Raw genomic sequence first — 23,853 nt, forward strand, 5'->3', positions numbered from 1 at the left:
TCGGTATGGCGGCGGTCGTAGCGTTTGTTTACCATCTTCCTTACTTCCGACGCGGAAGAGACCAATCGTCAGAAGCATCGCTCCTTGCCCACCGCGGCCCAAGTCGTACAAAGATGCAAAGAGGTGCGAAGATGAGCAGAGTGGGGAGAGACACCGGATCGGCCTTTGCCGCCATCGCCGCGGTACTAGCGTCTCTGCCGGCCTTGGCGAATGCTCAAGCCTTGACGGACGAGCGCATGATCGTCGCGAGCGAGGAGGTGGTAATCACCTTCGAGGGCAAGACCGTGACGATGGCGAAGGATAAGCGCACCGCACGGGTGAACTTGTACCTGGCCAAGGCCGACGAACACGGTGCCGTACGTTACGCTGTCGATGTAGAAGAGGACTGCACGCGGCGCATGGAGCGTGAGGTGCGCTCGACGGCGTACAGGCCGGACGGCACGTCCCCGACAATCAAGGCAGACCCAGGCGACCATGCGTTCAAGCCAGTGGAGAAGGAGAGCTTCCCTCGTGTGATCCTGGAACACCTCTGCGGCATCACGCAGCTAGAAGCGCCAAAGGGCGGCATCTATCTCACTGCACCCGGCACAACCGTCGCGCATGGCGTGTTTGCGTTGCTCGCGCTGGGTATCGAGAACGAGCCGGCCGCTCAACTCGCCAGCAAACTCTACGATGATCCTGAAACGCTGAAGTCCGCGCTCGACGAGCAGAAGGTGAAGGCGGAGCAGCGGCCAGCCGTCATCAAGGCGCTGGACGCCCAGATCGCGCCAGAGGCGAAACCTCCACCGCCGATCGTGTCGCTGGCCTCGGCCGTGGCGAGCGGGCATGTCGGTCGATACATGCACTCGGAGATGGAACTGGCGTCGGGTCTGTGGCTGAAGGCCGATGGCACGTTCGAGTATTTTCTGACGGTCGGCTCGCTCGACGAAGCTGCCAAGGGGCGTTGGACCGCGGCCGGGAACCGGATCACTCTGATCAACGATCCAGTTCCGGTGCCGCCGACGATCACGCAGGGTGAGGCGAGGCTCGACGCGGCGGGGGGCTTTCGTGTGAAGGTCGCCCTGCCCTCGGGTCGTGGCGTGCAAGGCGTGGACGTTCTGGTAGGCTTCGACCGCGGCGAGCCGGCGAGCGACTACACACAGACGGATGGCTGGGCACTCGCTAAGGATGAGAAACGCGAACCGCGATGGGTGCAACTGTCCATGTCATCGTACGGACTAACATCACCGCGCTTCCCGATCGACGCCAAGAAAGCTAACTTAATCAGCTACACCCTCATGCCGAACGACATCGGCGTCGTGGATCTGCGAAATGCTCCCATAACCGTGAAGGGAGACATGCTGTCGCTTGGTCGCCAGGGGCAGACGATGCTGTTCAAGCGACGGAGCGGCCAAACCGATGAACAAGAAAAATGAGCCGATCGATCGGCTGATCGTCCCCCGCGATCGGGCCAATGGCGGCGCGGGTCCCTGGTGGAAGCAGTCTCCTCTCGCCTGCTGGTTCTTCGCGATGACGGGATTCGACGCGTTGGCGCTCCTGTTTGCATCCGGCGTAAGCGGACGGTCGAGGGGCTTCCGGTCCTGTTGCCGAACGAGCCGACTTCGCCGTTGCTGACGGATGGGTTTCGGGAGGCTGGAAACGATAGCTGCCCTTGGTGACGTCGGAATTTCTCGGAAAGGATGTTTCGGGGAGCTCGATTATCTCGAGCGACAGCATCAACCGGCTTCACGCCAGATGTGCATGTCTATTAGTTCCTACTGGCCCGTAGCCTTGCAGCATCGCGAGCAGGTGGCATGCCGAACATTCGCGTGTATTCCCGACTGAACTGCGAGGCGCTTTCATATCCGACCGCGAATGCCGCGCTTGTCGCATCGGCGTCGGCGAACAGTAGCCGCCTCGCTTCCTGCAGGCGGAGAGTTTTCTGATATTGCAGGGGGCTCATGGCGGTGGCCGCCCGGAAATGGCGATGAAACGTTGCCACGCTCATCCCCGCGATCTCCACCAGTTCTTCAATTTTGACGACGCGGTCCAAATTCGTGCGCAAATGGGCGATGGTATCCCGAACTTGTGAAATCCGGCTACCCGCTCGCGCTGCCTGGCGAAGCACCGCGCCTTGCGGTCCCTGCAAAATGCGAAACAGAATTTCACGCTCGATCAAAGGTGCCAGCATGTCGATTTCGTCTGGCGCATCGAGCAGTCGTAACATCCGTGACCAGGCATCAAGCAGTTCTGGCGTCATCGCGCCCACGGCGAAAGCGGTGGTATCGCCTTCGTCTTTCTGAGGTCCGTCGACAACCAGGTTCGAAAGGATCTCCTGGTCGATCGCGAGCCGTACTGCGACGTAGGGCGCCTCAGGCAAATACTCGATCGTGACGCGCGATGCGGGCACGTCAATTGAAGCAATGAAAAAATGATTGCCGTCATAATGCAGTGTGCGGTCGCCGATGACCACCTGCTTGCTGCCGCGCAACACGATGCCAAGCATGGGCTGGTATAGGGTCCCGATCGGCCAGCCCTGCTTTTGCGCGACATGGAGGCTAACGCGCGGGATCGAGGCGCCATCCGATTGATTGGCGTGGCGGTAGGCCAGATCGGCGAGCGTTTCGCACATAAAATCCATATGCTTTTCACCGAACGTCAAGGCAAGCGTCTACCAGATTGGTTCAACTCGTGATCGGATCGAGCAAAAGTTTGCGACAATCCGGCGCGAGGAAGCTGTGCGCGCGCTCTATCGCGGGGACATCGGCTGCCCGTTTCCTCCAGGAGAACCTTATGCGCTACAATATTCTCGGTCACACCGGCCTGTTCGTTTCCGAACTCTGCCTCGGCACCATGACCTTCGGCGGCGGGAGCGGGATCTACAGCAGCATGGGCGGCCTGCAGCAGGGAGACGCTGACGGTTTGCTAAAGACTGCGATCGATGCCGGCATCAACTTCATCGATACGTCCGACGTCTACTCAAAAGGCCTCTCCGAACAGATCACTGGCGAAGCGCTGCGCAACGCTGGGATCGCACGGGAAGACGTGATCGTTGCCACAAAGTTCTTCGGGCCAACGGGCGACGGCCCGAACGCGCGCGGCACGTCCCGCTCGCATTTGCTCTACGCCCTGGAGGCGAGCCTCAAGCGCCTCCAAGTCGACCATATCGATCTTTACCAGATCCACGGCTTTGACCAGATCACGCCGATGGAGGAGACGCTGCGTGCACTCGAAACGGTCGTCCAACAGGGCAAGGTCCGCTATATCGGCGTCTCCAATTGGGCCGCTTGGCAGATCGCAAAGGCGGTCGGTATTTCCAACCAGTTCAACCTGTCTCGCTTCGCTTCGCTTCAGGCACATTATACGATCGCCGGGCGCGATCTCGAGCGTGAACTGGTGCCGATGGTGGAATCCGAAGGCATCGGCCTGATGGTGTGGAGTCCGCTGGCGGGCGGTTTTCTATCAGGCAAATACAGCCGCGACGGCGCCAAGGATGGCGACAACCGCCGCGCCACCTTTGATTTTCCCCCGGTCAATGAGGAACGCGGCTATGACGTGATCGATGCGATGAAGCCGATCGCGGAAGCTAAGTGCGTCTCGATTGCTCAGATCGCGCTCGCTTGGCTGCTCCACCAAAAGGCCGTCACCAGCGTCGTCATCGGTGCCAAGAAGCCGGAGCAACTCGATGACAACCTCGCCGCGACCAAGGTGGCGCTGACCGACGCCGAACTGAGCACACTCGACGAAGTCAGCAAGCTGCCTGGGGAATATCCCGGCTGGGTATTCGAGTTCCAGAGCAAGGTCCGCGGTGACCAGCTCAAGCGGGAACCGCGCGGAGCCTAAGCCCCTGTCTACATTTAATGGCCCAGACAGCTTCAACTAGGCCGAGCGGCAGCTTTCATCAGGACCGGACGTTCATCAAACCAGATGTAAGCGACCGGCTCTGGTCAATAGCTACCGGCGCGATCACATCTTAATTTCGGACATTGGCCAGCCGCTCACGCTTCCTAACTTTCGACAAATGTTCAGGTCCGTCCGAGCGTGCGCATGGCGCGTTCGGGCTGATCGTAATTCAATCCGTAGGTTGCAGCGTTATCAGCGAAGGCGTTTCGCGCTGAAAGAACAGTTCTTACGATTCCGGTACCTTCCCGCGATGCCCAGATTCCCAGGGTTATACGACAGCCACTCGTCACGGAAGGCACCGGCATTCGCAGGCCACCGGCAAGCGCGTTCGAAGGCTGCCCATCACGATCTACAAGCTGCTGAAACGGAGGTTCCGCTTGACCGTTAGGCTGAAGCACTTTCCAATTCAGGTCGCGATCACCGGTGCCAGTTCGGGCATCGGGCTGGTTACGGCAAAGCTCGCCGCTGGCTTCGGTGCGAAAGTCGTGCTCGGGACAAAGTTTGGCACCTCGCTGTGGAGAATGGCTTGAGGTTCGAGGACCTTGGCGAGATGCAGGATTTACCCTGTTGGGTGGATATACCTTGGCGGTACGTCCCTCTCAGCGCCGCCGCATCGCCAATCTGGATTTCATGGGATCGACCGCGCCGTTAAGTACAGGATCAGTTTACGCTTGGCTCAGATCTCAGTGGCAATTCTCGTGGCGATAAGGTTGTCGCGAAAGGACCGGTCCTGGGGCGCGAACACGTCATCGAGAGCGGGCGAGGCCCTAAGTCATATTCCGCTAGGCATCAGGAGCACGAGCATCTGCTTGTGGCCGGTCGGACAACCTCGTTGCGGTCGTCACGACGAGGGCCGAAGACGTGCTGATGGTGCCGAACGCCGTCGATCAGCAAAACTAGCAACTCGCAGCAAGGTCCTGCTAGACCATGCACCATGAACTTGGCTCAGAACGAGAGAATGCGGCGCCCTAGGCTAGCTGGAGAGGCATCGGGATGGGCGTGACGCCGACTACGAAGTCGAAGGCGCCTAAGCCTCCGAAGGCAACACCGGCCGACGTGCACGCGAAGCTGGTGGCCGAGGTGAAGGAGCACACCGAGCAGGTCCGCCTGACGCCGACCTATTGGAGGAGCTATACCTCAGGGCACGGCCTGAAATGGACTCCAGTGCCTTTCGACAAGGCCTCGCGTAGCAAGGTGCCCAAGAAACCAGGGCTGTATGCGTTCGCCGTCCATCCGCCGCATTCTGACTTCCCACCCAGCGCGTGGCTCTTCTACGTCGGGGAGGTCGGCGCGACCGGCTCTACCGCGCGGACACTCTGGGTACGCTACGCCGAATACCTCGCGGAACTCGACAACACGGTCCGTAAGAAGGTTGGCAGCTTCCTATACAGGTACCGCGGCTACACGAGCTTCTACTACTGCGTGCTCGATCCGGCGACTGTGGACATCAAGTCGGTCGAGAGCGAACTGATCACCGCGCTCTGGCCGGACGCGAACATCGTGGACTTCGACGCATCGGTCAGTTCCATAAGGCGAGCATTCTCATGACCATCGGCCCCATCCACCTGCCCGCGCTCTCCGCGCGCCTCGGCGACTGGAGCTACTACACCACCATCATGCGGCTGCGAGATGCCGCCGAGCGGATCCAGTTCGCGAGCGACGTGAACGAGGTCCGGCCCGGGCGACAGCTCTCCGATCTCATCCAGCGCGCGTTGAGCGAGGGGCGTGCGGCGGAGATCGGTAGATACCTCGTCAACGAGGGCGACCACTTCTTCAACTCCCTAGTAGTTGCGGTCTACGGAGGCGATCCAGAATGGATGGAGTTCAACGTCAGCTCTTCGCCGACCTCCAGCGCGAATAGGGACATCGGCGACGTGGACGGCTGGGCCCGTTCCGCGTTCGGCTTCCTCTACCTCGCCGGGGGCGAGACACTCTTCGCCCTGGATGGCCAGCATCGCCTCGGCGGAATCAAGAAGGCGGTGTCTGAGAAGGCATTGGTGGGCGACGAGCAGATCTCCGTGATCTTCGTCTCGCACAAACTCAATACCGAAGGGCGCAAGAGGACAAGAAAGCTCTTCACCACCCTCAATAAGACGGCCAAGGCGGTTAACAAGTCCGAGATTATCGCGCTTGATGAGTCAGACGCGGCGGCGATCATCACGCGTAAACTAGTCGAGGAGCATCCCTATTTTTCGCGAGGCCAAGTGCTCGTGAAGTACGGGACTGCCAACCTTTCGAAGACCGATGCCGAGCACTTCATGACGATTATCAAGCTTTACGATGTTGTCGCCTTCCTGCTTGCAAACGTCGTGAACTCGATGACCCGCGAGCAACGGGCGGAACTCCGCTTTGTCCGGCCGCGCGATGCTGACTTAGTTAAGTACTATGAGAGGGTCGCAGCCTTCATGGAAAAGTTTGTCTCGGGCATTCCGGAGCTAAAGGACTATTTCTCCAAAACCGGCGAACCTGCCAAGTCGGTCGTCAAGGACCAACGTTTCACGAGGAAGAACGTCCTGTTCCGATCCGTCGGCCTAGACGTGTTTCTCCGCATGCTTCCTGAGCTCATTGCGGAGGAGGGCGGCGGCAAGAAGGCGATCGCGGCGCTGGCGATGCTGCCGCGCAGCTTCACGGAGAAGCCGTACCGAGATGTGATGTACAGCGTGGGCGACAACAGGATCATCAACGGCAAAATCAAGGTGACCACACGCCTGCTGCGGCACATGCTCGGCTACGACGACAAAGACCCCGAGCAGTTGCGGGTTGCCTATGCCGAGGCGATGAGTGCGGAGCCCGCCTCGGTCCGTCTGCCTCGGCGCATCCCGCGCTGATCGGCGGCAGGTAGATGGACGTCCGCTTGAGCTGCATAGAACCCCGGAGGCGGCCTACCGGTCTCACCCGATCCTGAAGCCCAACGAACATGATCGGTGGCTCTGTCAACACCCCGCAGCCCTCCCTTGTGGCTACGGCGCAGCGATCGACGGGCGCTTGATCAGCTGGCCCATCGTCCGCCGGAGGGGCCGTGACGCCATGGTCGGTCAGCGTTGACCTTCGCCGGCGAAGCCTCCAGTCACCGATCGTGGAACCGGGCGGGCCGTCCGCCCGGTGGGTACAGAGGATGGGTACAGAGACCGTCCGGCATGGGTACAGAGAATGACGGTTTTCCGCCATTTTCGCTACCCTCGGTCCCCTCTCGTAGGGGTCACCAGCTTCCGCACTATCCGCAGAAATGCAGCATTCACGTTGGCTTCAACTCCTTCGGGTACAGCGGGACCAACAATGGTGACGATGGCGGAGCCCTGGCGGCAACCTGAAACTGGGACATACTATCGGCGGCGGCAGATCCCGAAGCCGCTCCGCGAGGAGTTCGGCGGACGCCAGCTCTGGAAGAAGTCGCTGGCGACGAAGGACCTTGGCGAGGCGCGCCGGGCGTTCGCGGCGGCCAACGCCGAGCTCACGGCGCGCTTCTAGGCGGCCCGCGCGGCGATGGCAGAGCGCACCGCCGGCGTGCTCCTCACGGCGGCCCAGGCGGACGCCGCAGTGATGCGCGCGGCGGCGCTCCACCGCGGCAGCCGGCTGGACCAGTTCCACGCCCTGTCCAACGTCTACTGAGCCGAGGAGGCGGCGGCCAAGCTGGGCGGCGGGCGCGTCTCGGTGTTCCTCGACGCCTCGCCGGCGGGTTTCGCCGCGATGGATCCCACCAGCCTTCCGGGCGACGTCTGGATGCGCATCGTCAGAACGCGTCCCCGCAAGGACGTGCTATTTATGGGCGAGCACATGATCCTCTGGGTCCAGAGATCGTTCCGCAGCAAGAGTGGCTTCGGGGACATTGTCCGAAACGCGGACAACGATTGAGCGCTGATCGAGGCCGTGAGGGCGGCGATCGAACGGGAGCAGGCCGATCTACGCGTCGTGATCGCCTCCCCCTTACGACCGACCGGCACCCGGCTTCGTCCGAACATGCTGCTCGGGGAGCTGCTGACCGAATGGAAGGGCATGACGCCGGCCCACTCCATGCATCTTGGTATCTGGTCGGCATTGCTTGGCAGGGTTCGCCCCCTCCCGCTCACGCTCGGTTGTCGTTGGCCCGCGCATGCGGGGTCTACGTTACCAAGCCATTGCGATCGATATCGTTGCCAACGGCACGATAGACGCAGTCGTGCCGCGGGGAGTGTCGAGCCGTTTAAGCTGACGGTCACGAACGAGAGCGAGAATTTCGCCCTGCAACGACGCCTTTGCGCCAGCGATCGTCAACGGCTGGGCAAGGCTCATTCCGGCGCTGCCGTACACCCTGTCTCCGCTATCCGCTGCATAGACGCTGCGCCAACCGGCACCGACCGAAACCGGCACCGTGAACGTCAGGCCGTCCTCCGCGCGCGTAAGCGGGAACGCAGGGGCTATACCGACGATCGTATAGAAGCCCCCCTGCCCCTTCGTTCGCGTCGTCGCGGCAAAGCGAGGTGCAAAAAACCCTACCGCGTCCTTGCCGGTGTAGAGGAACGTCAGGCTGGCTTCATGGGTCGTGCCCGCCACCCCGTTGGGACTGGCCTTGATGGCATACGCTCCCGCTGCCGACAGGCCAGCGACTGGCCGCCATGCGAGACCGACGATCGTATTGCTCTCGTACCAGCTACGCGGTCGGGACCTTTCGTCGGATCGCGGCGCATGGAAGCCGTTCGAGCTTTGCCCTGTCAGGAACAGGGTCCCCTCCCCATCGGCGCGGCGCTTCAGCACAGCCGCGCCGCCGATCGCGACATGGACCGGAACCCTGCCGAGGCCGGCGTCATCGTCGTCATACGCTCCGCGCGCGTAATCGCCGTTGCGGACATCGAACGAGACGATCGGATGAACGGCGCCGCCGCCCACGTCGACTTCGGACAGGGTCGCATCCTCGGTGTCGATGAACGGCACGGTCTGCGCCGACGCAAGTGGCGTGACGACGCAGGCGAGCGTCGCTGCGAGAACCATGAATACCGGTGTCGTCACGACGTGCGTCGCACCATCCACACGGTATCCCCGGCATCGTCGACAACGAAGATCGCACCGTCGTCGCGCGTCTGCACGCTCACCGGTCGACCATAGACTTCATTCTTCTTCTCGTCCGCAACGAACCCGGTGAGGAACGGCTGCGGCGCGGCCGTTGGTCTTCCGTTTGCAAACGGTACCGCGAGCACGTCATACCCGATGAACGCAGACCGGTTCCACGAGCCATGCCGCGCGACATACGCAATCTGTTGCGCGGCCGGCGTTCCCTTTGCGAACGCCACGCCCAGCGCCGCGGCATGAGGACCAACGGCAACATCGGGCATCAACGTCGTCGCCAGCAACTCGCGCTTGTCGTTCGCATGACGTGGATCCTGCTTGCCGTAATAGCTGTAGGGCCATCCGTAGAACCCGCCGTCACGCACGCCGACGAGATAGTCCGGCGCGATATCGTCGCCGAGCTGATCGCGTTCGTTGACGGCGGCCCACAACACATTCGACCCAGGCGCCCACGCCATGCCGACAGGATTGCGAAGCCCGTATGCATAGAGACGTTCCCGTCCGGTACGAAGATCGACCGCGAGAATTGCCGCCCTGCGTGTCTCCTCGTCCATGCCGTGCTCACCGACATTGGAAGCCGAGCCAACCGACACGTACAATGTTCGCCCGTCAGGACTGAGCAACAGGTTGCGCGTCCAATGGTTGTTGTAGCCACCCGCGGGCAGCGACACGAGCGGCTGGGGCGTGACAGTCACGCGCGTCTGACCAGGCGAGAACGGGACGCTGACGACGCCGTCGGTATTGGCGACATACAGGCGCCCGTTGGCGTACTGTATCCCGAACGGCTGGTTGAGCCCGCCCATCAGTACGAAACGCCGTTCGGCGACGCCGTCGCGGTTCGCGTCGCGTAGCAAGGTGATACGGTTGGCGCTGAAGCCCGTCGTTTTCGACAGCGCTTGGCCACGCTGGACGTCCGGCTCGGCGTCGAGCTTGGCCTTCGTACGAGCCTCTGCGACCAGCACATCGCCATTGGGTAGCAACAGCGCCTGGCGAGGATAGTCCAGTCCGCCAGCGAATTTTATCACCTCAAACCCCTGCGGCGCCTTTGGCTTACGTCCCTCGGGCCAGCCGATCGTCCTGGGGTGGTTGACTACGGACGCGGTCGCATAGGGCTCTGCTTGTGTTTTCAAGCCCACCACTGCCGGTGTTTTCTGTGCGACGGCGCCGCTTGTCAGACTTACAACGCTGACGACGGCAAGGATCGTTTTCATAATGTCTCCCGGATTATGATCGATAGTGTAACCCCCTGACAATCAGGGATATCCGCGAGCCGGACAGCCGTGCGAATTAATTAGGAGCCGAGCGACCAGCCCTCGGTGCAACGTCCCATGGCCGCGGAAACGCACGAAGCATCAAACATGACAAAATTTTCACGTCGACCGTGGCACGAAAAGGCTGCTGCGCGTTGTCGCCGTTCCTCAGCGAACGGATCTCATGCCGAAAACATTGACCATTATCGGCATGGGCGCCTGCGGTGTTGCCGCATTCGCCGAAGCTGTAACGCGGCTTAGCTACGATCCGGGCGAAGGTTGGAAGATCCACCTGATCGAACGTGACGATGAGCTTGCGCGCGGGCTGGCGTTCGGCACGGAGCAACCCGGACATCTCCTGAACACGGAATCCCGCCTCATGGGGCTCTACGACCACGAGCCGGGCGATTTCCGAGCCTGGTTGGAAGCTCGACGCGCGGCAGTGGGCACCCCGCTCGATCCCGATGGCGTCGAATATCCGCAGCGTCGCGAGTATCGCGTTTATATGGAGGAGGTTCTCGACCGGGCGCTAGGTCAGGCACGCACCGCCGGGATCGACGTCCAGGTCCACCGCGAGGAAGCTATCGCCATCGAGGGCGATCATGCCGCGGCGACGGTTCGGCTCACCAACGGGTCGACGATCGCGACGGACATCGTTCTTCTGACGATCGGCACGCCCGATCCGGATCGCTTCGGCAATCTGAACGGTACGCCTGGTTACTTCGACTCCCCGTACCCCGCGCACCGCATGGCTGAGGGCATCCAGCGGGATCAGTCCGTCGTCATTCTCGGCAGCGGCCTGAGTGCAATCGACGCGGTGATGACACTGCTCGACAACGGACATCGCGGCCACATCCACCTGATATCGAAGGAGGGGATGCTACCGCGCGTCGAAATTCCTGCGCCCGAGACAGGCTATGAGCGTCAGCACCTTACGCTTGGAAACGTCCATCGGCTGATCCGCGAGCGGGGCCGCGCCTTCTCGGTGGTGGACCTGTTCCGCCTCTTTCGTCTCGAAGCCGAGACTGCTGCCGGACGCGCGATCAACTGGCAGGCGGAGGACCGCTATGACGGCGACGCCGAGGCTGCCTTGCTGCACGACATTGCCGCAGCGGAAGCCGGAGACGAACCGTTCCAGCGCATCCTCACTGCCGCGCGCCATGATTCGACGGCAATATGGAATTTGCTGCGACCCGCCGACCAGAAACGGTTCGGGCAATGGCTGGCGCCACATTTCGCCGCGGCGCGCTTTGTCACGCCGATGGCGAACGCACGGCGATTGGCGGATGCGATGACGCGCGGGTTGCTCAGCGTACGCGGGCGGATCGACGAGACCGTTGCCAACGAGGCGGGTACTGGGTTCACGGTCCGGTACGAGAATGGCGATACGCTCGACACGCCGATCGTCGTCAACGCTACGGGCCAGGCCACCACGCTCGACGAGATGAAGGAGACCCTGGTCAAGGACCTGCTCGCGAAGGACTGGTTGCAACCACATCCGGTCGGTGGGGCCATCGCCCACCGGGGGACGTGTCGGATCATATCCGCCACGCGCGATGCACCACGGCTATACGCGCTCGGCCAATTGTTGAACGGCGAGTTGCGCGACACCAACGCGGTCTGGTTCAACGTCGAATGCGCCGGTCGTGCGGTCGACGATATCCTGCGCCAGCAATGAGCGCGCTCGGCAACATCGCGGCGGCGCTGCTGCCGCTCTACGGCGTGATCCTGCTCGCCTGGGCCGTCGGCGCCCGCGTGCCCTGGGCAGCGAAGCTGTGTTCAAAGGTCCTCGTCTTCGGCCTCATCCCTTTGCTGGTCATCGACAAGGTGCTCGGCGCGGAAACACGACAGCTGTTGGTGATCCCGCCGCTGATGTTCGTCGTCTCCGCCCTGATGAGCATTCCCGCATACCGGTTGGCCAAGCGGGTCGGCGACGACTTCGATCCAAAACTGCTGTCGGCGTCGTTCTCGTTCTTCAACGTCGCGTTCTTCGGGGTGCCTGTCAGCCAGGCGTTGTTCGGCGAGGTGGGCGTATCGACGGTGGTATGCGCGTATATCGGCAGCGCGCTGTACGGCAACACGATCGGGTATTTCCTCATTGCGCGTACCAAGGAAGGTACGCGCAAGGCCGCAACCAAGGCGTTGCGGGTGCCGCTCGTCTATGTCGTCATCGGCTCGCTCTTGGCCAGGTGGGGCGGCGTCACGATGCCTGACGCGGCAGCGCCGATCGTCTCGATCGCCAGCACATTGGTGTCGGTGCTTGGCATGGCGGTGATTGGTCTCAACCTTGCCGAAACCGGTCGCGACGACTGGCGGCCGAAGCTGATGACGCGCATCCTCGCGGTCAGGCAGGCCGCCGGCGTGATACTGATCGGCGCAGCGCTAGGACTCGAAGCGGCCTTCGTCGGCGTACTGGGCCCACGCGACCGCGTGATCGTCGGGCTCGTCGCCCTGTTCCCGGTCGCCAGCAACGTGACGCTGTTCGCCACCCTCCTCGACACGAACCGCAAGGCGGCGGCGATCCTCGTCGCGCTGTCTAGCGCCGTATCCCTTGTTCTCGTGCTGCTGGTTGTCGGCGTCTTTCACTCGGCCATGCCGACGGGGTAATCGCGGTTTGCCTGTGCTGTCCCCACTTTCAGCGGATGGCAGCTACTCGAAACTCACGACGCACCCCGCTCAGCAGCAGGCACTATCGCGTTCTCGACGATGCCCTGCAGCGTATCGATGTGCCCCGTGTCCCTTGCGTCGTTCGGGTTCAACGTCATGACGACCGTCATACGTAGATCGGGATGACGTAGACCATCTGGCCACCATGGCTCCAGGCGAACCGCTCTAAATGGCCCTTCATCTTGGTAAGGAACCAGCCGAAGCCATACTCCTTCCCACTCCACGCGGGACGGCGCGCGGTGCCCAGCTCTGATCGATCCAGTTGGCCGAAAACACGCGCGTTGGCGAGCGTATTCTGTCCCGTCGCTCGTGTAAGCGCCGCCGAGAGCAGGGGGTGGACCCGGTCGAGTAGAGCATTGCCGTACCGGGATCAGCGACAAAGGGGCGGGCCAGCGCGAACCGTATCCAGTTGGGGCTCCATGCCCATTGACCGTGGTTCTCGCCAGAGGTGCGTTCGAGTCCGGACTGCATCGACCGAAGGTTGCCGAGGGTCACCTTGGCTAGCCGTGCGTGAGGATCGGTGGGCGCGTCGCGCCTGATCTTGTTGAACGGCAGCTTCCGTCAGAAACTGTCATTCGACCTTATCCCAGCGCGCCCTCGCCCGTCACCACGCACTATACGCGGCCAATTCCTCCGGCGTCCCCTTCGGGAAGGTTTCCTTGAGATGGTCGAGGAATGCCGAGACGCGTGCGCTGAGCAAGCGGCGCGAGGGATATAGTGCCCATAGCGCTGTGCCCGGCCCTTCGACGTCACCCCAATGCACCAGTGTGCCGGCGAGCAGATCGTGGCTGACCAGCGACAGCGGGAGCCGCGCGACGCCGGCCCCCGCGCGTACCGCATCGCGCACCATCACCAGCGATGACAGTCCGAGGATAGGATCGACCTGGAGGTTCGCCTTGCCCGATGCAGTTGCCAACTCCCATGTCTGCCGTTGCCCGATCGCCCCGCGCACGACGGCCGGCACCGGAGTATCGGCCGAACGAGGCAAGTCCGGACTTGCCACCGCGACGAGACGATCCTGGAGGAAGGCGCGTCCGACCAACGCATCATCCGGCGCGGGGTTGACCCTGATCACCAGATCATAGGCTTCCTCGACCATGTCGACCGCCCGGTCCTCGGTCGTGACTTCCAGGCGTATCTCCGGGAACTTGATCGCGAACCCCGCTGCGATCCTGCCCATCGCGATCTGCGAAAAGAGCAACGGTGCGCTGATCCGCAGCCGTCCCCGGGGGGCATGACCGCGGGACGTGATGGCAGCCGCCGTCTCGTCAAGCTCGGTGAGGAGGATGGCGGTTCGTTCGAACAGCGCCCGTCCTTCCTCCGTCAACTTGAGCGCGCGCGCGCCCCGCTCGAACAGGCGCACGTCGAGGCTGGCCTCCAGCTCCGCCACCCGCCGAGACAAGGTCGCCTTCGGGCGTGCAGCGGCGCGGGCCGCCTTACCGAACCCGCCATGCCGCGCGACCAGGTTGAAATCGGCAAGCGCGAGGAGATCCATATGTTCCACCTGTGAGACGGGCTGTCCAAACATAGCGTCTATTGGCGCGCGTGTGGATCACTAATTTGGGACATGCCAACCGGCTCAACCAAGGAGTGACCCCCATGACCATTCTCGTAACCGGCGCTACCGGCACTATCGGTCGCAACGTCGTCGACCAGCTCGTCGCACGCGGCGCCGATGTCCGTGCCCTTGTCCGCGATCCTGCCAAGGCCAGCCTCCCCGCCGGCGTGACAATCGTCCAGGGCGACCTGCTCGACGTGGACTCGCTTCGCGCCGCGATGTCGGGCGTGTCGACCTTGTTCCTGCTGAACGGCGTCGTCGCGGAGGAGTTCACACAGACGGTGATCGCGCTCAACGTCGCCCGCGAGGTCGGGATCGAGCGGATCGTCTATCTGTCGGTGATCCACAGCGACATCTACGTCAACGTGCCGCATTTTGCCGGCAAGTTCGGCGTCGAGCGGATGATCGAGGCGATGGACCTGCACGCCACGATCCTGCGCCCCGCCTATTTCATGGACAATGAGATCACGGTGAAGGACGTGGTCACCGGCTACGGCATCTATCCCATGCCGATCGGCGACAAGGGCCTGGCGATGATCGACGCGCGCGACGTCGGCGAGGTCGCCGCGATCGAGCTGATCCGCCGCGCTGAGGCACCGCAGCCGCTGCCGACGACCTACATCAACCTGGTCGGGCCCGACACACTGACCGGCGCCGCCGCCGCCGCGATATGGTCCGACGTGCTCGGTCGCGAAATCGCCTTTCCCGGCAATGACACCATCGGCTTCGAACAGAATTGGCGCGCCTTCATGCCCAGCTGGATGGCGTACGACATGCGCCAGATGGCCGAGCGCTTCCAGAGCGACGGCATGATCCCCGAGGCGGGCGACGTCGACCGGCTGACCGCGCTGCTCGGCCGCCCCTTGCGCACCTACCGCGATCACATCGCGCAGATCGTCGGCTGAACCCCCTTCCCCCCTATCCGAACAAGGACCGTCGTCATGATCTATTCGACCGCCACCGTCGTCGTGAACCCCGAAGGCGAGACGCCGCTGACCCGCGAACAGGTGTGGCAGGGGCTGGAGCGCAAGGCCCGCGACGCGCGCCTGTTCCTGCCGCCGGGCCTGTGCACCCGCTGCGACGTGACCGAGCAGAGCGCCACTCACTTCGTGCGCGAGGCGACGATCGCCGGCCACGACCTGCGCGAGATCATCGTGCTCGAACGACACGCCAAGGTCACCTTCTTCCAGGCAACCGGCCCGCGTGAGGGCGCCATCGTCAACGAAGTGTTCGAGGACGCGGCAGGTCAGCTTCAGCTCAAATTCTACTGCTATCTCGGCCTGCGCGGGCAAACCCCCGGCGGCCCCGAGGAACAGGCCGAGCAGGCGCAGTTCGACAGTGACACGGGGTACAAGGCTGCGCTGCTCTCCACGCTGAAGCGCACCCGCGAGATGCTCGCCGACGGCACGCTCTGACCCCCACCCCGCTACAGACGAAGGAGTCTCAAGATGACCACGGCACCCCTCAACCCGTCGCTGCCGGATTCTGCACCCCAGATACCATCGGCGCTCAGCGCGGCCGTGACGCAGCAGATCCGCGTCCCGGGACGGATCGAAGACGTGTTCGACTTCCTCGTGGCGGAGGATGTCCTGCCCAAGATCCTCACCGGCTACGGCCTGTTGCCCGGGATCGTCTCCACCTCGCAGGTGTCAGGCCCGTGGGACCAGCCGGGCTCGACGCGGACGGTTCACCTCGCGGACGGCAGCACCGTCCGGGAAGGGGTGACTCACTACCAGCGCGCGCGCTATTTCGCCTATCGCATCTGGCAGCCGAGCTTCGCGCTCAAATATCTGATGTCGGGGGCGGTCGGACAATTCTGGTTCGAGCAGCAGGGCGGCGAAGTCGCGGTGACGTGGACCTACACCTTCGCAGCGAAGAACCGGATCGCCAGAGTACCGCTGTGGCTGTTCGTGCAGGCGCAATGGAAGGGCTACATGGCGGTCTGCATGGCCAACATCGCCCGGCATCTCGCGGCGCCTTGATGGCTCTCACCCATGGTCCCGGGGACGTCAGCCCGTGCAGGGCCCCGGATGCGTCACCGCACGAGCATGCCGTTGAGGAGCAGGTCCACCAGATGCGCAACGCGCGACGCGGGTGCGGTGTCCTTTTCGACCGCGATCGCTATTGCACTCACCACACAGATGATGTCGTCGAAGGTCGCATCGCTCCGAATGATCCCTGCCTCCTGCGTGCGCCCAAGCAATCGCTGCCCTTCCGACGTGATTGCCATACAGCCGGGCGTGCCGTGCTGAATGACCGTCCCCAGCGAGGCGGCGAGGCTTTGATAGACGCTCGTATTGATCGCGAGCTCTTCGAGAAACTGGCGCATCGCGTCCGCGGGATCCTGATCTCTACCGCGCGCGCAACTCGTCTCCGCGACCGACAAGAACCGCTCGTTGCTGGTGGCCGCCAGAAGCGATTCTCGCGTCGGGAAGCGACGATAGAGCGTGCCGATCCCGACCTTCGCTCGCTTCGCCACCTCCTCCAGCGGGATGCCCGCGCCCCGCTCGAGGAAGAGTTCCTCCGCGGCGACGAGAATGCTTTGGCGGTTCCGTTCCGCATCAGCGCGTAGGCCTGCCTCGATCAAATCTTTCATCCTCGGCTTGCTAAGTGGAGGAGTCCTCCATATTTTAAATGGAGCATTCCTCCACTTACTTGAAAGACGGTATGATGACGAAGCGGTTCGAAGACAAGGTCGTCGTGATTACCGGCGGTAGCGACGGCATCGGGTTGGCGACCGCAGAGCAGTTCGCTGAGGAAGGGGCATTGGTGTACATCACTGGGCGTCGACGGGCTTCGCTCGATGACGCGGTCCGCCAGATCGGTCACGGCGCGATCGGCGTACAGGGCGACGTAACGAACCTCGCCGACCTCACGACGCTCTACGCGCGCATCGAGCGTGACCACGGCAGGGTCGATGTCGTTTTCGCCAATGCCGGCATGCACGACCCCGTCCCGCTCGAAGCCATCGAGGAATCCCATTTCGATTCCACGTTCGGCCTCAACGTCAAAGCGATGGTTTTCACCGTGCAGAAGGCACTGCCATTGATGGCGCAGGGTGGCGTGATCGTGCTCAGTGGCTCGATCGCGGGTACCAAGGCCTATCCGGGCCAGTCGCTCTACAACGCCAGCAAGGCAGCGGTTCGCTCTTTTGCGCGCAGTTGGACCAACGATCTGAAGGACCGGGGCATCCGCGTGAACGTCATCGCGCCAGGTGCCACCGAGACGCGGCTGATCCGGGACTTCTTCGACAAAACGCCCGGCGCCGAGGAAGACGTCATCAAAGGGGTTCCGCTCGGGCGCATTGCGCGCCTCGACGATGTCGCGCGTGCCGTGCTCTTCCTGGCGTCGGACGAGAGCAGTTTCGTCGCGGGGCATGAGCTCTTCGTGGATGGCGGTGTCGCGGCGGTCTGAGCCTGAACTGACGTGGAGGACGCGTTTGGCGCAGCGGACGTCGGCGTAGGCAAATGGCAGGTTCCAGCTCAAGCGGTCATTCACACCGCGTTCGCCGAACGACGTGAGTTGGTTGGAAGCTGCCTTGCCTAACCCCCTTCCGGCAAGACCCACAAGCGGACGTCAATGCGGTCCGAAGTTCGCACGGATTTCGGACGTTCGTCCGGCATGATACACCTCGGATCGCGTCACGCGTCCGCAAGAGGTTCCGACGCGGGCGATATTCTGTGCGTTGCCCGTTTGTAGGGAGGTGATAATGCACCATTGGCGCACGTCCCGGGACAGAAACTAGACCATTGGCAAATCTCACCGAGTTCAACGATCCCGAGCAGCACCGGCTGGCGGCGTTGGCGTGTTATGACGTGATGGACTCGCCGCGCGAACGCTCGTTTGACGAGCTGGCGGCGCTTACCGCAAGGCTCTGCGATGCCCCCATAGCGGTCGTGAACCTGATCGGAGATGGCCGACAGTTCTTCAAGGCGGAAGTCGGGCTTGGCGTGCGCGAGACGCCGCTCGAAAGTTCGTTCTGCGTCAAGGCGCTGCTGGAGGACGACCTCCTCGTCGTTCCCGACCTTACCAAGGATCGCCGCTTCGACTGCAACCCCCTGGTGACCGGGGATCCGCACATCCGGGCCTATGCCGGAGCGCTGCTGAAGACCGCGGACGGACTGGCCATCGGGACGCTCTGTGTCCTGGATCACCGCGCGCGAGAATTCACCGAACTCCAGCAGGAGACGCTGCTCGTCCTGGCGCGACAGGTCATGGCACAGCTCGATCTGCGCCGCACCGTCGCCGACCGGGATCGCCGCTACGACGAGCTTCAGGCCAGCCGGGAACAGTTGACCCACAGCGACGCGCGCTATCGTACCCTGTTCGACTCCATCGAATCCGGCTTCTGCATCGTCGAGGTCGACCTCGGCGATGGGCAGGCGCCGGTAGACTATCGCGTCATCGAGGCGAACCCCGCCTTCTACCGCCAGACCGGCTTCGTCGAAGCGATCCGGGGTCGCTGGCTGCGTGAGGCGGTCCCCGACCTCGAGGAGCACTTCTACGAGATCTACGGGCGCGTCGCGCGTACCGGCGAACCGGTCCGCTTCGAGGAAGGCTCCGCGGCGCTCGGTCGCTGGTTCGACGTCTACGCCTTTCGCATCGGCGACGCGACGGACCGTCGGATCGCGATTCTCTTCAACGACATCTCGGCCCGGCGGACGGCTGAAGAGGCCTTGCGCGACCTCAACGAAACGCTCGAGGATCAGGTCGAGCAGCGGACCGCCGAACGCGATCGCATGTGGAATACATCGCCCGACCTGATGCTCGTCATCGATTTCGACGGCGTCTTTCGCCGGGTAAATCCGGCGTGGACGACGGTGCTGGGCTATGAACCCGAGGAACTGGTCGGACATCATGTCAACGAGTTCGTCATGCCGGACGATCACGATGACACCATCGACGCCTATCAGGCCGCGAAGGCGGGTGAGCAGCCCAATATCCAGAACCGATATTGTCACAAGGACGGCTCGTTCCGGTGGATCGCCTGGGTTGCCGCGCCCGCCGGCGACCTGACCTATGCGACGGGACGCGATATTACCGCGGAGAAGGCGCGCGAAGCGGAACTGGCCAATACCCAGGATCAACTGCGGCAAGCACAGAAGATGGAGGCGGTCGGTCAGCTTACCGGCGGCCTTGCACATGATTTCAACAATCTGCTGACCGGGATGATGGGCAATCTCGAGCTGCTCCAGATGCGCGTCGCCCGCGGGCGGCTCGACGATCTCGACCGCTTCGTGCTTGCAGCGCAGGGCGCAGGGCGGCGTGCAGCGTCGCTCACGCAGCGCCTGCTGGCATTCTCGCGACGCCAGACGCTCGATCCGAAGCCTACGGAGATCAACCGGTTGATTGCAGGAATGGAAGACCTGCTCCGCCGGACGGTCGGGCCCGCCATCGATATCGAGGTCGTCGGTGCGGGCGGTCTCTGGCCTGCATGCATCGATGCGGGCCAGTTGGAGAACGCTCTTCTCAACCTCAGCATCAATGCCCGCGACGCCATGCCCGATGGCGGGCGGCTGACGATCGAGACGGCCAACAAATGGCTCGACGATCGTTCGGGCCGCGAACGCGATCTGCCACCCGGCCAATATCTCTCGATCTGCGTCACCGATACCGGCACCGGGATGAGTGCGGACACCATCGAGCGCGCCTTCGAACCATTCTTCACGACCAAGCCGCTCGGCGAAGGTACCGGCCTTGGCCTGTCGATGATCTACGGCTTTGCCCGCCAGTCCGGAGGTCAGGTCCGGATCTATTCGGAGTTGGGAATCGGAACGACGATCTGCATCTACCTGCCACGCCACCACGGCGATGCCGTCTTGCCGGAGCAAGAGGCCGCGATCGCTACCGCCGCGACGGTGGGCAAGGGAACCGTTCTGGTCGTCGACGACGAAGCGACCATCCGCCATCTGATCGACGAGGTTCTCGGCGAAGCGGGCTACACCGTGATCGGTGCGGCCGATGGGGCCGCTGGACTGAAGATGCTGCAGGCGGTCACGCAGGTCGAGCTCCTCATCACGGACGTCGGGCTGCCCAACGGTATGAACGGGCGCCAGGTCGCCGATGCTGCGCGATCGTTGCAGCCGGGTCTGAAGGTGCTTTTCATCACCGGCTATGCCGAGAACGCCGCCGTCGGGAACGGCCATCTCGAACCCGGGATGGAGCTGTTGACGAAGCCTTTCACGCTGGAAGCATTGACGGCAAAAATCGCCGGAATGATGAACGAGTCCTCCCGCTCGAGCTAGGTCGTGCGGGGATGCCGCTATCGTTCAGACGATCACCCCAAGAACGTTTGCATCGCGCTTCTGGTTCATCGGCGTCCGTCGAGAGGCCAAGGGTCCGTTCGATACCTTGCTCCACGACCAAACTCCCGTAAGCTCCGGCATCTAGCGTTGTCGTTGGCACTCGCAGACCCGGATGCCAGACGGCGTGACGGAGAGACAAAGGAATTCGAATGCGCGCCGGTGCCTGCCTGATTGCCCTGCTCCTGACCACCACGGCCTACGCCCAGACGCCCGGCGGCAGCGCCTATCACCGCGCACCCGATGCGATCGCCAAGGCACTCGAGACGCCGCCGACCCCCGGCGTCGCCGTCAGCCCCGATCACCGCACGCTGGCGATTCTGGGGCGCGAGAATTTGCCGACGATCGCCAATCTGTCGAAACCGATCTTGCGGCTGGGCGGCTACCGCATCGATCCCGCCACCAATGGCCAGGCCGAGGTCCGCGTGCAGTGGCTGAACGCGCTGAGCTTCAAGGACGTCGGCTCGGGGCGGACCGTCGCGGTCAAGCTGCCCGCGGGCTTGCGCTTCGCCGCCCCCGATTGGTCGCCCGACGGCACCCGCCTCGCCTTCTACGCACAAGACGCCGACGCCCTCTCGCTATGGATCGCCGAGCGCGATGGCAGCGCCCGCATGGTCGCCCGGGGGCTGAACGGCACGTTCGGCACGCCCTTCGCCTGGATGCCGGACAGCAAGGCGCTCGTCGCCTATACCGTGCCCGCCGGTCGCGGCGCGGCACCCGTTTCGAGCAGCACGCCCACCGGCCCGGTGATCCAGGAAAGCGCCGGTCGCACCTCGGCGGCGCGGACCTATGAGGATCTGCTCGGCGATGCGCATGACGAGGCGCTGTTCGACCATTATTTCACCGGTCAACTCGTCCGGATCGACCTTGCCGGCACCGCGCAGCCGATCGGAACGCCGGGCTTGATCACCGAGTTCAGCGTCTCCCCGGACGGTCGCTACCTGCTGACCGAGCGGCTCAAGCGCCCATATTCCTATCTGCTGCCCGCCAGGTTCTTCCCGACCGAGATCGCCGTCTCGACGTTGGATGGCCAACCGGTGAAGACCCTGGTCGATCGCCCGCTCGCCGACGATCTCCCGGTCGATTTCAACGCCACCGTCAAGGGCCCGCGCGAGGCGGTCTGGCGGTCTGATGCGCCTGCGACGCTGGTCTGGGCCGAAGCGCTGGACGGCGGCAATCCGCGCGCCAAGATCGCGTTCCATGACACGGTGATGATGCAGGCCGCGCCGTTCGCTGCGGTACCGGTGGAACTGGCACGGACCCAGGCCCGCTATGCCACGACGATATGGGGCGACGATGGCTTCGCGGTGGTCGTCGACCGCGAATGGCGCACGCGGACCGAGCATCGCCTAGCCGTTGCGCCGTCGCGACCGGGCCAGACGCGGACGATAGCGACGCTCAACTATCAGGATCAATATGGGGATCCCGGCGAGCCGATGGTGGAGGAGAATGCCGCCGGGAAGCCGGTGATGCGCTTCACGCCGGCGCATGACGGCGTGTACGTCACCGGCGACGGCGCGACGAAAGCGGGGGCGTTCCCCTTCCTCGCCACGATGCCGCTGGCCGGGGGCGAACAGACGCGGCTGTGGACCGCCAAGGCGCCCTATTACGAAACGGTGGTCGCACTGCTCGACGAGCGTGGCCGGCGCATCCTGACGCGGCGCGAGAGCGCGAAGCTTGCGCCCAACTACATGATCCGCGGCTTGAAGGCCGGCAGCGCGAAGGCGATCACCGCGTTCGCCGATCCCGCCCCGGTCTTCGCTGGTGTCACGCAGCGCACGATCACCTATCCGCGTGCCGACGGACTCCAGCTGTCTGGATCGCTGTACCTGCCCGCCGGTTACGACGCGAAACGCGACGGGCCGCTGCCGACGTTGCTCTGGGCGTATCCGGCGGAGTTCACCGACGCGAAGGTCGCAGGCCAGACGGTCGATCAGGGCAACCGGTTCGTCCGCCCGCGCGGCATCAGCCACCTGTTCCTGCTGACGCAGGGCTATGCGATCCTCGACAATCCATCGATGCCGATCATCGGCGAAGGCGGCGCCGAGGCCAACGATACCTATGTCAAGCAGCTGCAGCAGGACGCGCAGGCCGCGGTCGATGCGGTGGTCAAGTCCGGCGTCGGCGACCGTACCCGAATGGCCGTCGGCGGGCACAGCTACGGTGCGTTCATGACCGCCAACCTGCTTGCGCATACCGATCTGTTCCGCGCTGGCATCGCGCGGTCGGGCGCCTATAACCGCACGCTGACCCCGTTCGGCTTTCAGGCCGAGCAGCGCACCTACTGGCAGGCGACGCCGACCTATACCGAGATGAGCCCGTTCACCTACGCAGACCGGATCAAGGCGCCGATCCTGCTGATCCATGGCGGCGCGGACGATAATAGCGGCACCTTCCCGATCCAGTCGGAGCGCATGTACGCGGCGCTGAAGGGCAACGGCGCGACGGTACGCTATGTCGTCCTGCCCAACGAACCACATGGCTATCGCGCGCTGGAATCGACCGAGGAGACGCTGTGGCAGATGACCGACTGGCTGGACCGCTACGTCAAGCCGAAGCAGACCGGATCGGCGGTGGCGGCGAGCGCCGCGCGAGAGTGACCGATGCGCGGGTGACGGTCCGAAAGCGCGGCCGAAACGGCGATAGATGGCGAAGATGGGACGACCTCACCTGCCGCGCGCATAGGCGTCAGGGCCTGATGAACCGGTAGGCGAAGCGATCCGTCTCCCCCTTTACCGCGGGATCAAACACCCTGATCGCGTGGGTGTCCGTATCGTTGGCGAGCAGGTTGCTCTGTGCGTCCAGCACGAAACCGGCTTCCAGCACGTCCTCGACGACCAACGTGGGGTCGATGCGATGCAGCGACTCGGTGTCGCGGGCGCCCGACCCGGCTGCGGCGGCGTGATCGATGACGACGTAACGGCCGCCGGATTTCAGACCTGCGTAGACGGACCGGTTGAAGGCGTTCGCCGTGGCGCCCCTGGCCCGGATCAGCGGAGTATGGAGGTCGTGAAACGACATCGACCGATGGGGTGGACCCTGCCAGCGCGATGTGAGGTGCGCGATCGACCCGCAACTGCACCGGCATAAGGCGTTGGCCGTTAACCTGGATCGGCGAAAACGCCACAATATCGGTCGATGCGTCGCGCGGATA

The 23,853-nt window shown here is 63.5% G+C and carries 21 protein-coding genes; 15 read left to right on the plus strand and 6 right to left on the minus strand.

What is annotated here, in order from left to right; genetic code table 11:
• Nucleotides 1–236 precede the first annotated feature (236 nt).
• Nucleotides 237–1,415, plus strand: a complete 1,179-nt coding sequence (locus FSB78_RS10645) for a hypothetical protein (protein WP_147082540.1) — start codon at nucleotides 237–239, stop codon at nucleotides 1,413–1,415.
• A 332-nt stretch (nucleotides 1,416–1,747) separates the two neighbouring features.
• Here FSB78_RS10645 and FSB78_RS10650 read toward each other — a convergent pair whose 3' ends face one another.
• On the minus strand, nucleotides 1,748–2,641 hold the full coding sequence (locus tag FSB78_RS10650) for an AraC family transcriptional regulator (RefSeq protein WP_199743167.1): 894 nt from the start codon (nucleotides 2,639–2,641) through the stop codon (nucleotides 1,748–1,750).
• Between the two features lie 131 nt (nucleotides 2,642–2,772).
• On the opposite strand from FSB78_RS10650, the gene FSB78_RS10655 reads away from it, so the two are divergent.
• From FSB78_RS10655 to FSB78_RS10675, 6 genes are all read left to right on the plus strand, one after another.
• The gene (locus FSB78_RS10655) at nucleotides 2,773–3,822 is read left to right on the plus strand and encodes an aldo/keto reductase (RefSeq protein ID WP_147082542.1); all 1,050 of its coding nucleotides are present in this window, start codon (nucleotides 2,773–2,775) and stop codon (nucleotides 3,820–3,822) included.
• Between the two features lie 437 nt (nucleotides 3,823–4,259).
• Nucleotides 4,260–4,412 (plus strand): hypothetical protein, encoded by a 153-nt coding sequence (locus FSB78_RS19140; RefSeq protein ID WP_158638003.1) that lies wholly within the window; start codon nucleotides 4,260–4,262, stop codon nucleotides 4,410–4,412.
• Between the two features lie 469 nt (nucleotides 4,413–4,881).
• A complete protein-coding gene (locus FSB78_RS10660) occupies nucleotides 4,882–5,430 on the plus strand; it encodes a hypothetical protein (RefSeq protein WP_147082544.1) in 549 nt (182 codons plus the stop codon).
• The gene (locus FSB78_RS10665; RefSeq protein WP_147082546.1) at nucleotides 5,427–6,710 is read left to right on the plus strand and encodes a DGQHR domain-containing protein; all 1,284 of its coding nucleotides are present in this window, start codon (nucleotides 5,427–5,429) and stop codon (nucleotides 6,708–6,710) included. Before FSB78_RS10660 ends, FSB78_RS10665 begins: the two co-directional genes overlap by 4 nt.
• 448 nt (nucleotides 6,711–7,158) lie before the next feature.
• The gene (locus FSB78_RS10670; protein ID WP_147082548.1) at nucleotides 7,159–7,350 is read left to right on the plus strand and encodes a DUF6538 domain-containing protein; all 192 of its coding nucleotides are present in this window, start codon (nucleotides 7,159–7,161) and stop codon (nucleotides 7,348–7,350) included.
• 183 nt (nucleotides 7,351–7,533) lie between these two features.
• On the plus strand, nucleotides 7,534–7,734 hold the full coding sequence (locus FSB78_RS10675; RefSeq protein ID WP_147082550.1) for a hypothetical protein: 201 nt from the start codon (nucleotides 7,534–7,536) through the stop codon (nucleotides 7,732–7,734).
• Nucleotides 7,735–7,986: 252 nt separating this feature from the next.
• Here FSB78_RS10675 and FSB78_RS19510 read toward each other — a convergent pair whose 3' ends face one another.
• Together FSB78_RS19510 and FSB78_RS10685 are read right to left on the minus strand one after the other, a co-directional pair.
• Nucleotides 7,987–8,847 (minus strand): hypothetical protein, encoded by an 861-nt coding sequence (locus FSB78_RS19510; RefSeq protein WP_242008193.1) that lies wholly within the window; start codon nucleotides 8,845–8,847, stop codon nucleotides 7,987–7,989.
• A gap of 14 nt (nucleotides 8,848–8,861) precedes the next feature.
• The gene (locus FSB78_RS10685) at nucleotides 8,862–10,133 is read right to left on the minus strand and encodes a PQQ-dependent sugar dehydrogenase (protein ID WP_147082555.1); all 1,272 of its coding nucleotides are present in this window, start codon (nucleotides 10,131–10,133) and stop codon (nucleotides 8,862–8,864) included.
• Nucleotides 10,134–10,368: 235 nt separating this feature from the next.
• Between FSB78_RS10685 and FSB78_RS10690 the strand changes: the two genes are divergently transcribed.
• Together FSB78_RS10690 and FSB78_RS10695 are read left to right on the plus strand one after the other, a co-directional pair.
• Nucleotides 10,369–11,850, plus strand: coding sequence for an FAD/NAD(P)-binding protein (locus FSB78_RS10690; RefSeq protein WP_158638004.1), 1,482 nt, complete (start codon nucleotides 10,369–10,371; stop codon nucleotides 11,848–11,850).
• Entirely contained in the window at nucleotides 11,847–12,779 is a 933-nt protein-coding gene (locus FSB78_RS10695) for an AEC family transporter (RefSeq protein ID WP_147082559.1), read from the plus strand. Before FSB78_RS10690 ends, FSB78_RS10695 begins: the two co-directional genes overlap by 4 nt.
• 664 nt (nucleotides 12,780–13,443) lie before the next feature.
• On the opposite strand, the gene FSB78_RS10700 is transcribed toward FSB78_RS10695, so the two are convergent.
• A complete protein-coding gene (locus tag FSB78_RS10700; protein ID WP_147082562.1) occupies nucleotides 13,444–14,334 on the minus strand; it encodes a LysR family transcriptional regulator in 891 nt (296 codons plus the stop codon).
• A 104-nt stretch (nucleotides 14,335–14,438) separates the two neighbouring features.
• Between FSB78_RS10700 and FSB78_RS10705 the strand changes: the two genes are divergently transcribed.
• From FSB78_RS10705 to FSB78_RS10715, 3 genes are read left to right on the plus strand one after another with little or no spacing between them, the layout of a single operon-like run.
• Nucleotides 14,439–15,302, plus strand: a complete 864-nt coding sequence (locus tag FSB78_RS10705) for an SDR family oxidoreductase (protein WP_147082564.1) — start codon at nucleotides 14,439–14,441, stop codon at nucleotides 15,300–15,302.
• Nucleotides 15,303–15,338: 36 nt separating this feature from the next.
• Nucleotides 15,339–15,812: an AtaL-like protein gene (locus tag FSB78_RS10710; RefSeq protein ID WP_147082566.1), complete on the plus strand. Its 474-nt coding sequence runs from the start codon at nucleotides 15,339–15,341 to the stop codon at nucleotides 15,810–15,812.
• 33 nt (nucleotides 15,813–15,845) lie between these two features.
• Nucleotides 15,846–16,379, plus strand: a complete 534-nt coding sequence (locus FSB78_RS10715; RefSeq protein ID WP_147082568.1) for an SRPBCC family protein — start codon at nucleotides 15,846–15,848, stop codon at nucleotides 16,377–16,379.
• 53 nt (nucleotides 16,380–16,432) lie between these two features.
• On the opposite strand, the gene FSB78_RS10720 is transcribed toward FSB78_RS10715, so the two are convergent.
• Nucleotides 16,433–16,993 (minus strand): TetR/AcrR family transcriptional regulator, encoded by a 561-nt coding sequence (locus FSB78_RS10720; RefSeq protein ID WP_242008195.1) that lies wholly within the window; start codon nucleotides 16,991–16,993, stop codon nucleotides 16,433–16,435.
• 74 nt (nucleotides 16,994–17,067) lie between these two features.
• Here FSB78_RS10720 and FSB78_RS10725 point away from each other — a divergent pair, with 74 nt between their 5' ends.
• The 3 genes from FSB78_RS10725 to FSB78_RS10735 all read left to right on the plus strand — a co-directional run bounded on the left by FSB78_RS10725 (nucleotide 17,068) and on the right by FSB78_RS10735 (nucleotide 23,299).
• A complete protein-coding gene (locus FSB78_RS10725) occupies nucleotides 17,068–17,811 on the plus strand; it encodes an SDR family NAD(P)-dependent oxidoreductase (RefSeq protein WP_147082570.1) in 744 nt (247 codons plus the stop codon).
• 335 nt (nucleotides 17,812–18,146) lie between these two features.
• A complete protein-coding gene (locus FSB78_RS10730; RefSeq protein ID WP_422396695.1) occupies nucleotides 18,147–20,642 on the plus strand; it encodes a PAS domain S-box protein in 2,496 nt (831 codons plus the stop codon).
• 209 nt (nucleotides 20,643–20,851) lie between these two features.
• Nucleotides 20,852–23,299 carry a prolyl oligopeptidase family serine peptidase gene (locus tag FSB78_RS10735; RefSeq protein ID WP_147082572.1) on the plus strand — a complete coding sequence of 816 codons (2,448 nt, stop codon included), beginning with the start codon at nucleotides 20,852–20,854 and terminating at the stop codon, nucleotides 23,297–23,299.
• A gap of 88 nt (nucleotides 23,300–23,387) precedes the next feature.
• Here FSB78_RS10735 and FSB78_RS10740 read toward each other — a convergent pair whose 3' ends face one another.
• The gene (locus FSB78_RS10740) at nucleotides 23,388–23,720 is read right to left on the minus strand and encodes a class I SAM-dependent methyltransferase (RefSeq protein WP_147082574.1); all 333 of its coding nucleotides are present in this window, start codon (nucleotides 23,718–23,720) and stop codon (nucleotides 23,388–23,390) included.
• Nucleotides 23,721–23,853: the final 133 nt, after the last annotated feature.

Origin of the sequence: Sphingomonas ginsenosidivorax (genome assembly GCF_007995065.1) — a bacterium.
GTDB lineage: Bacteria > Pseudomonadota > Alphaproteobacteria > Sphingomonadales > Sphingomonadaceae > Sphingomonas > Sphingomonas ginsenosidivorax.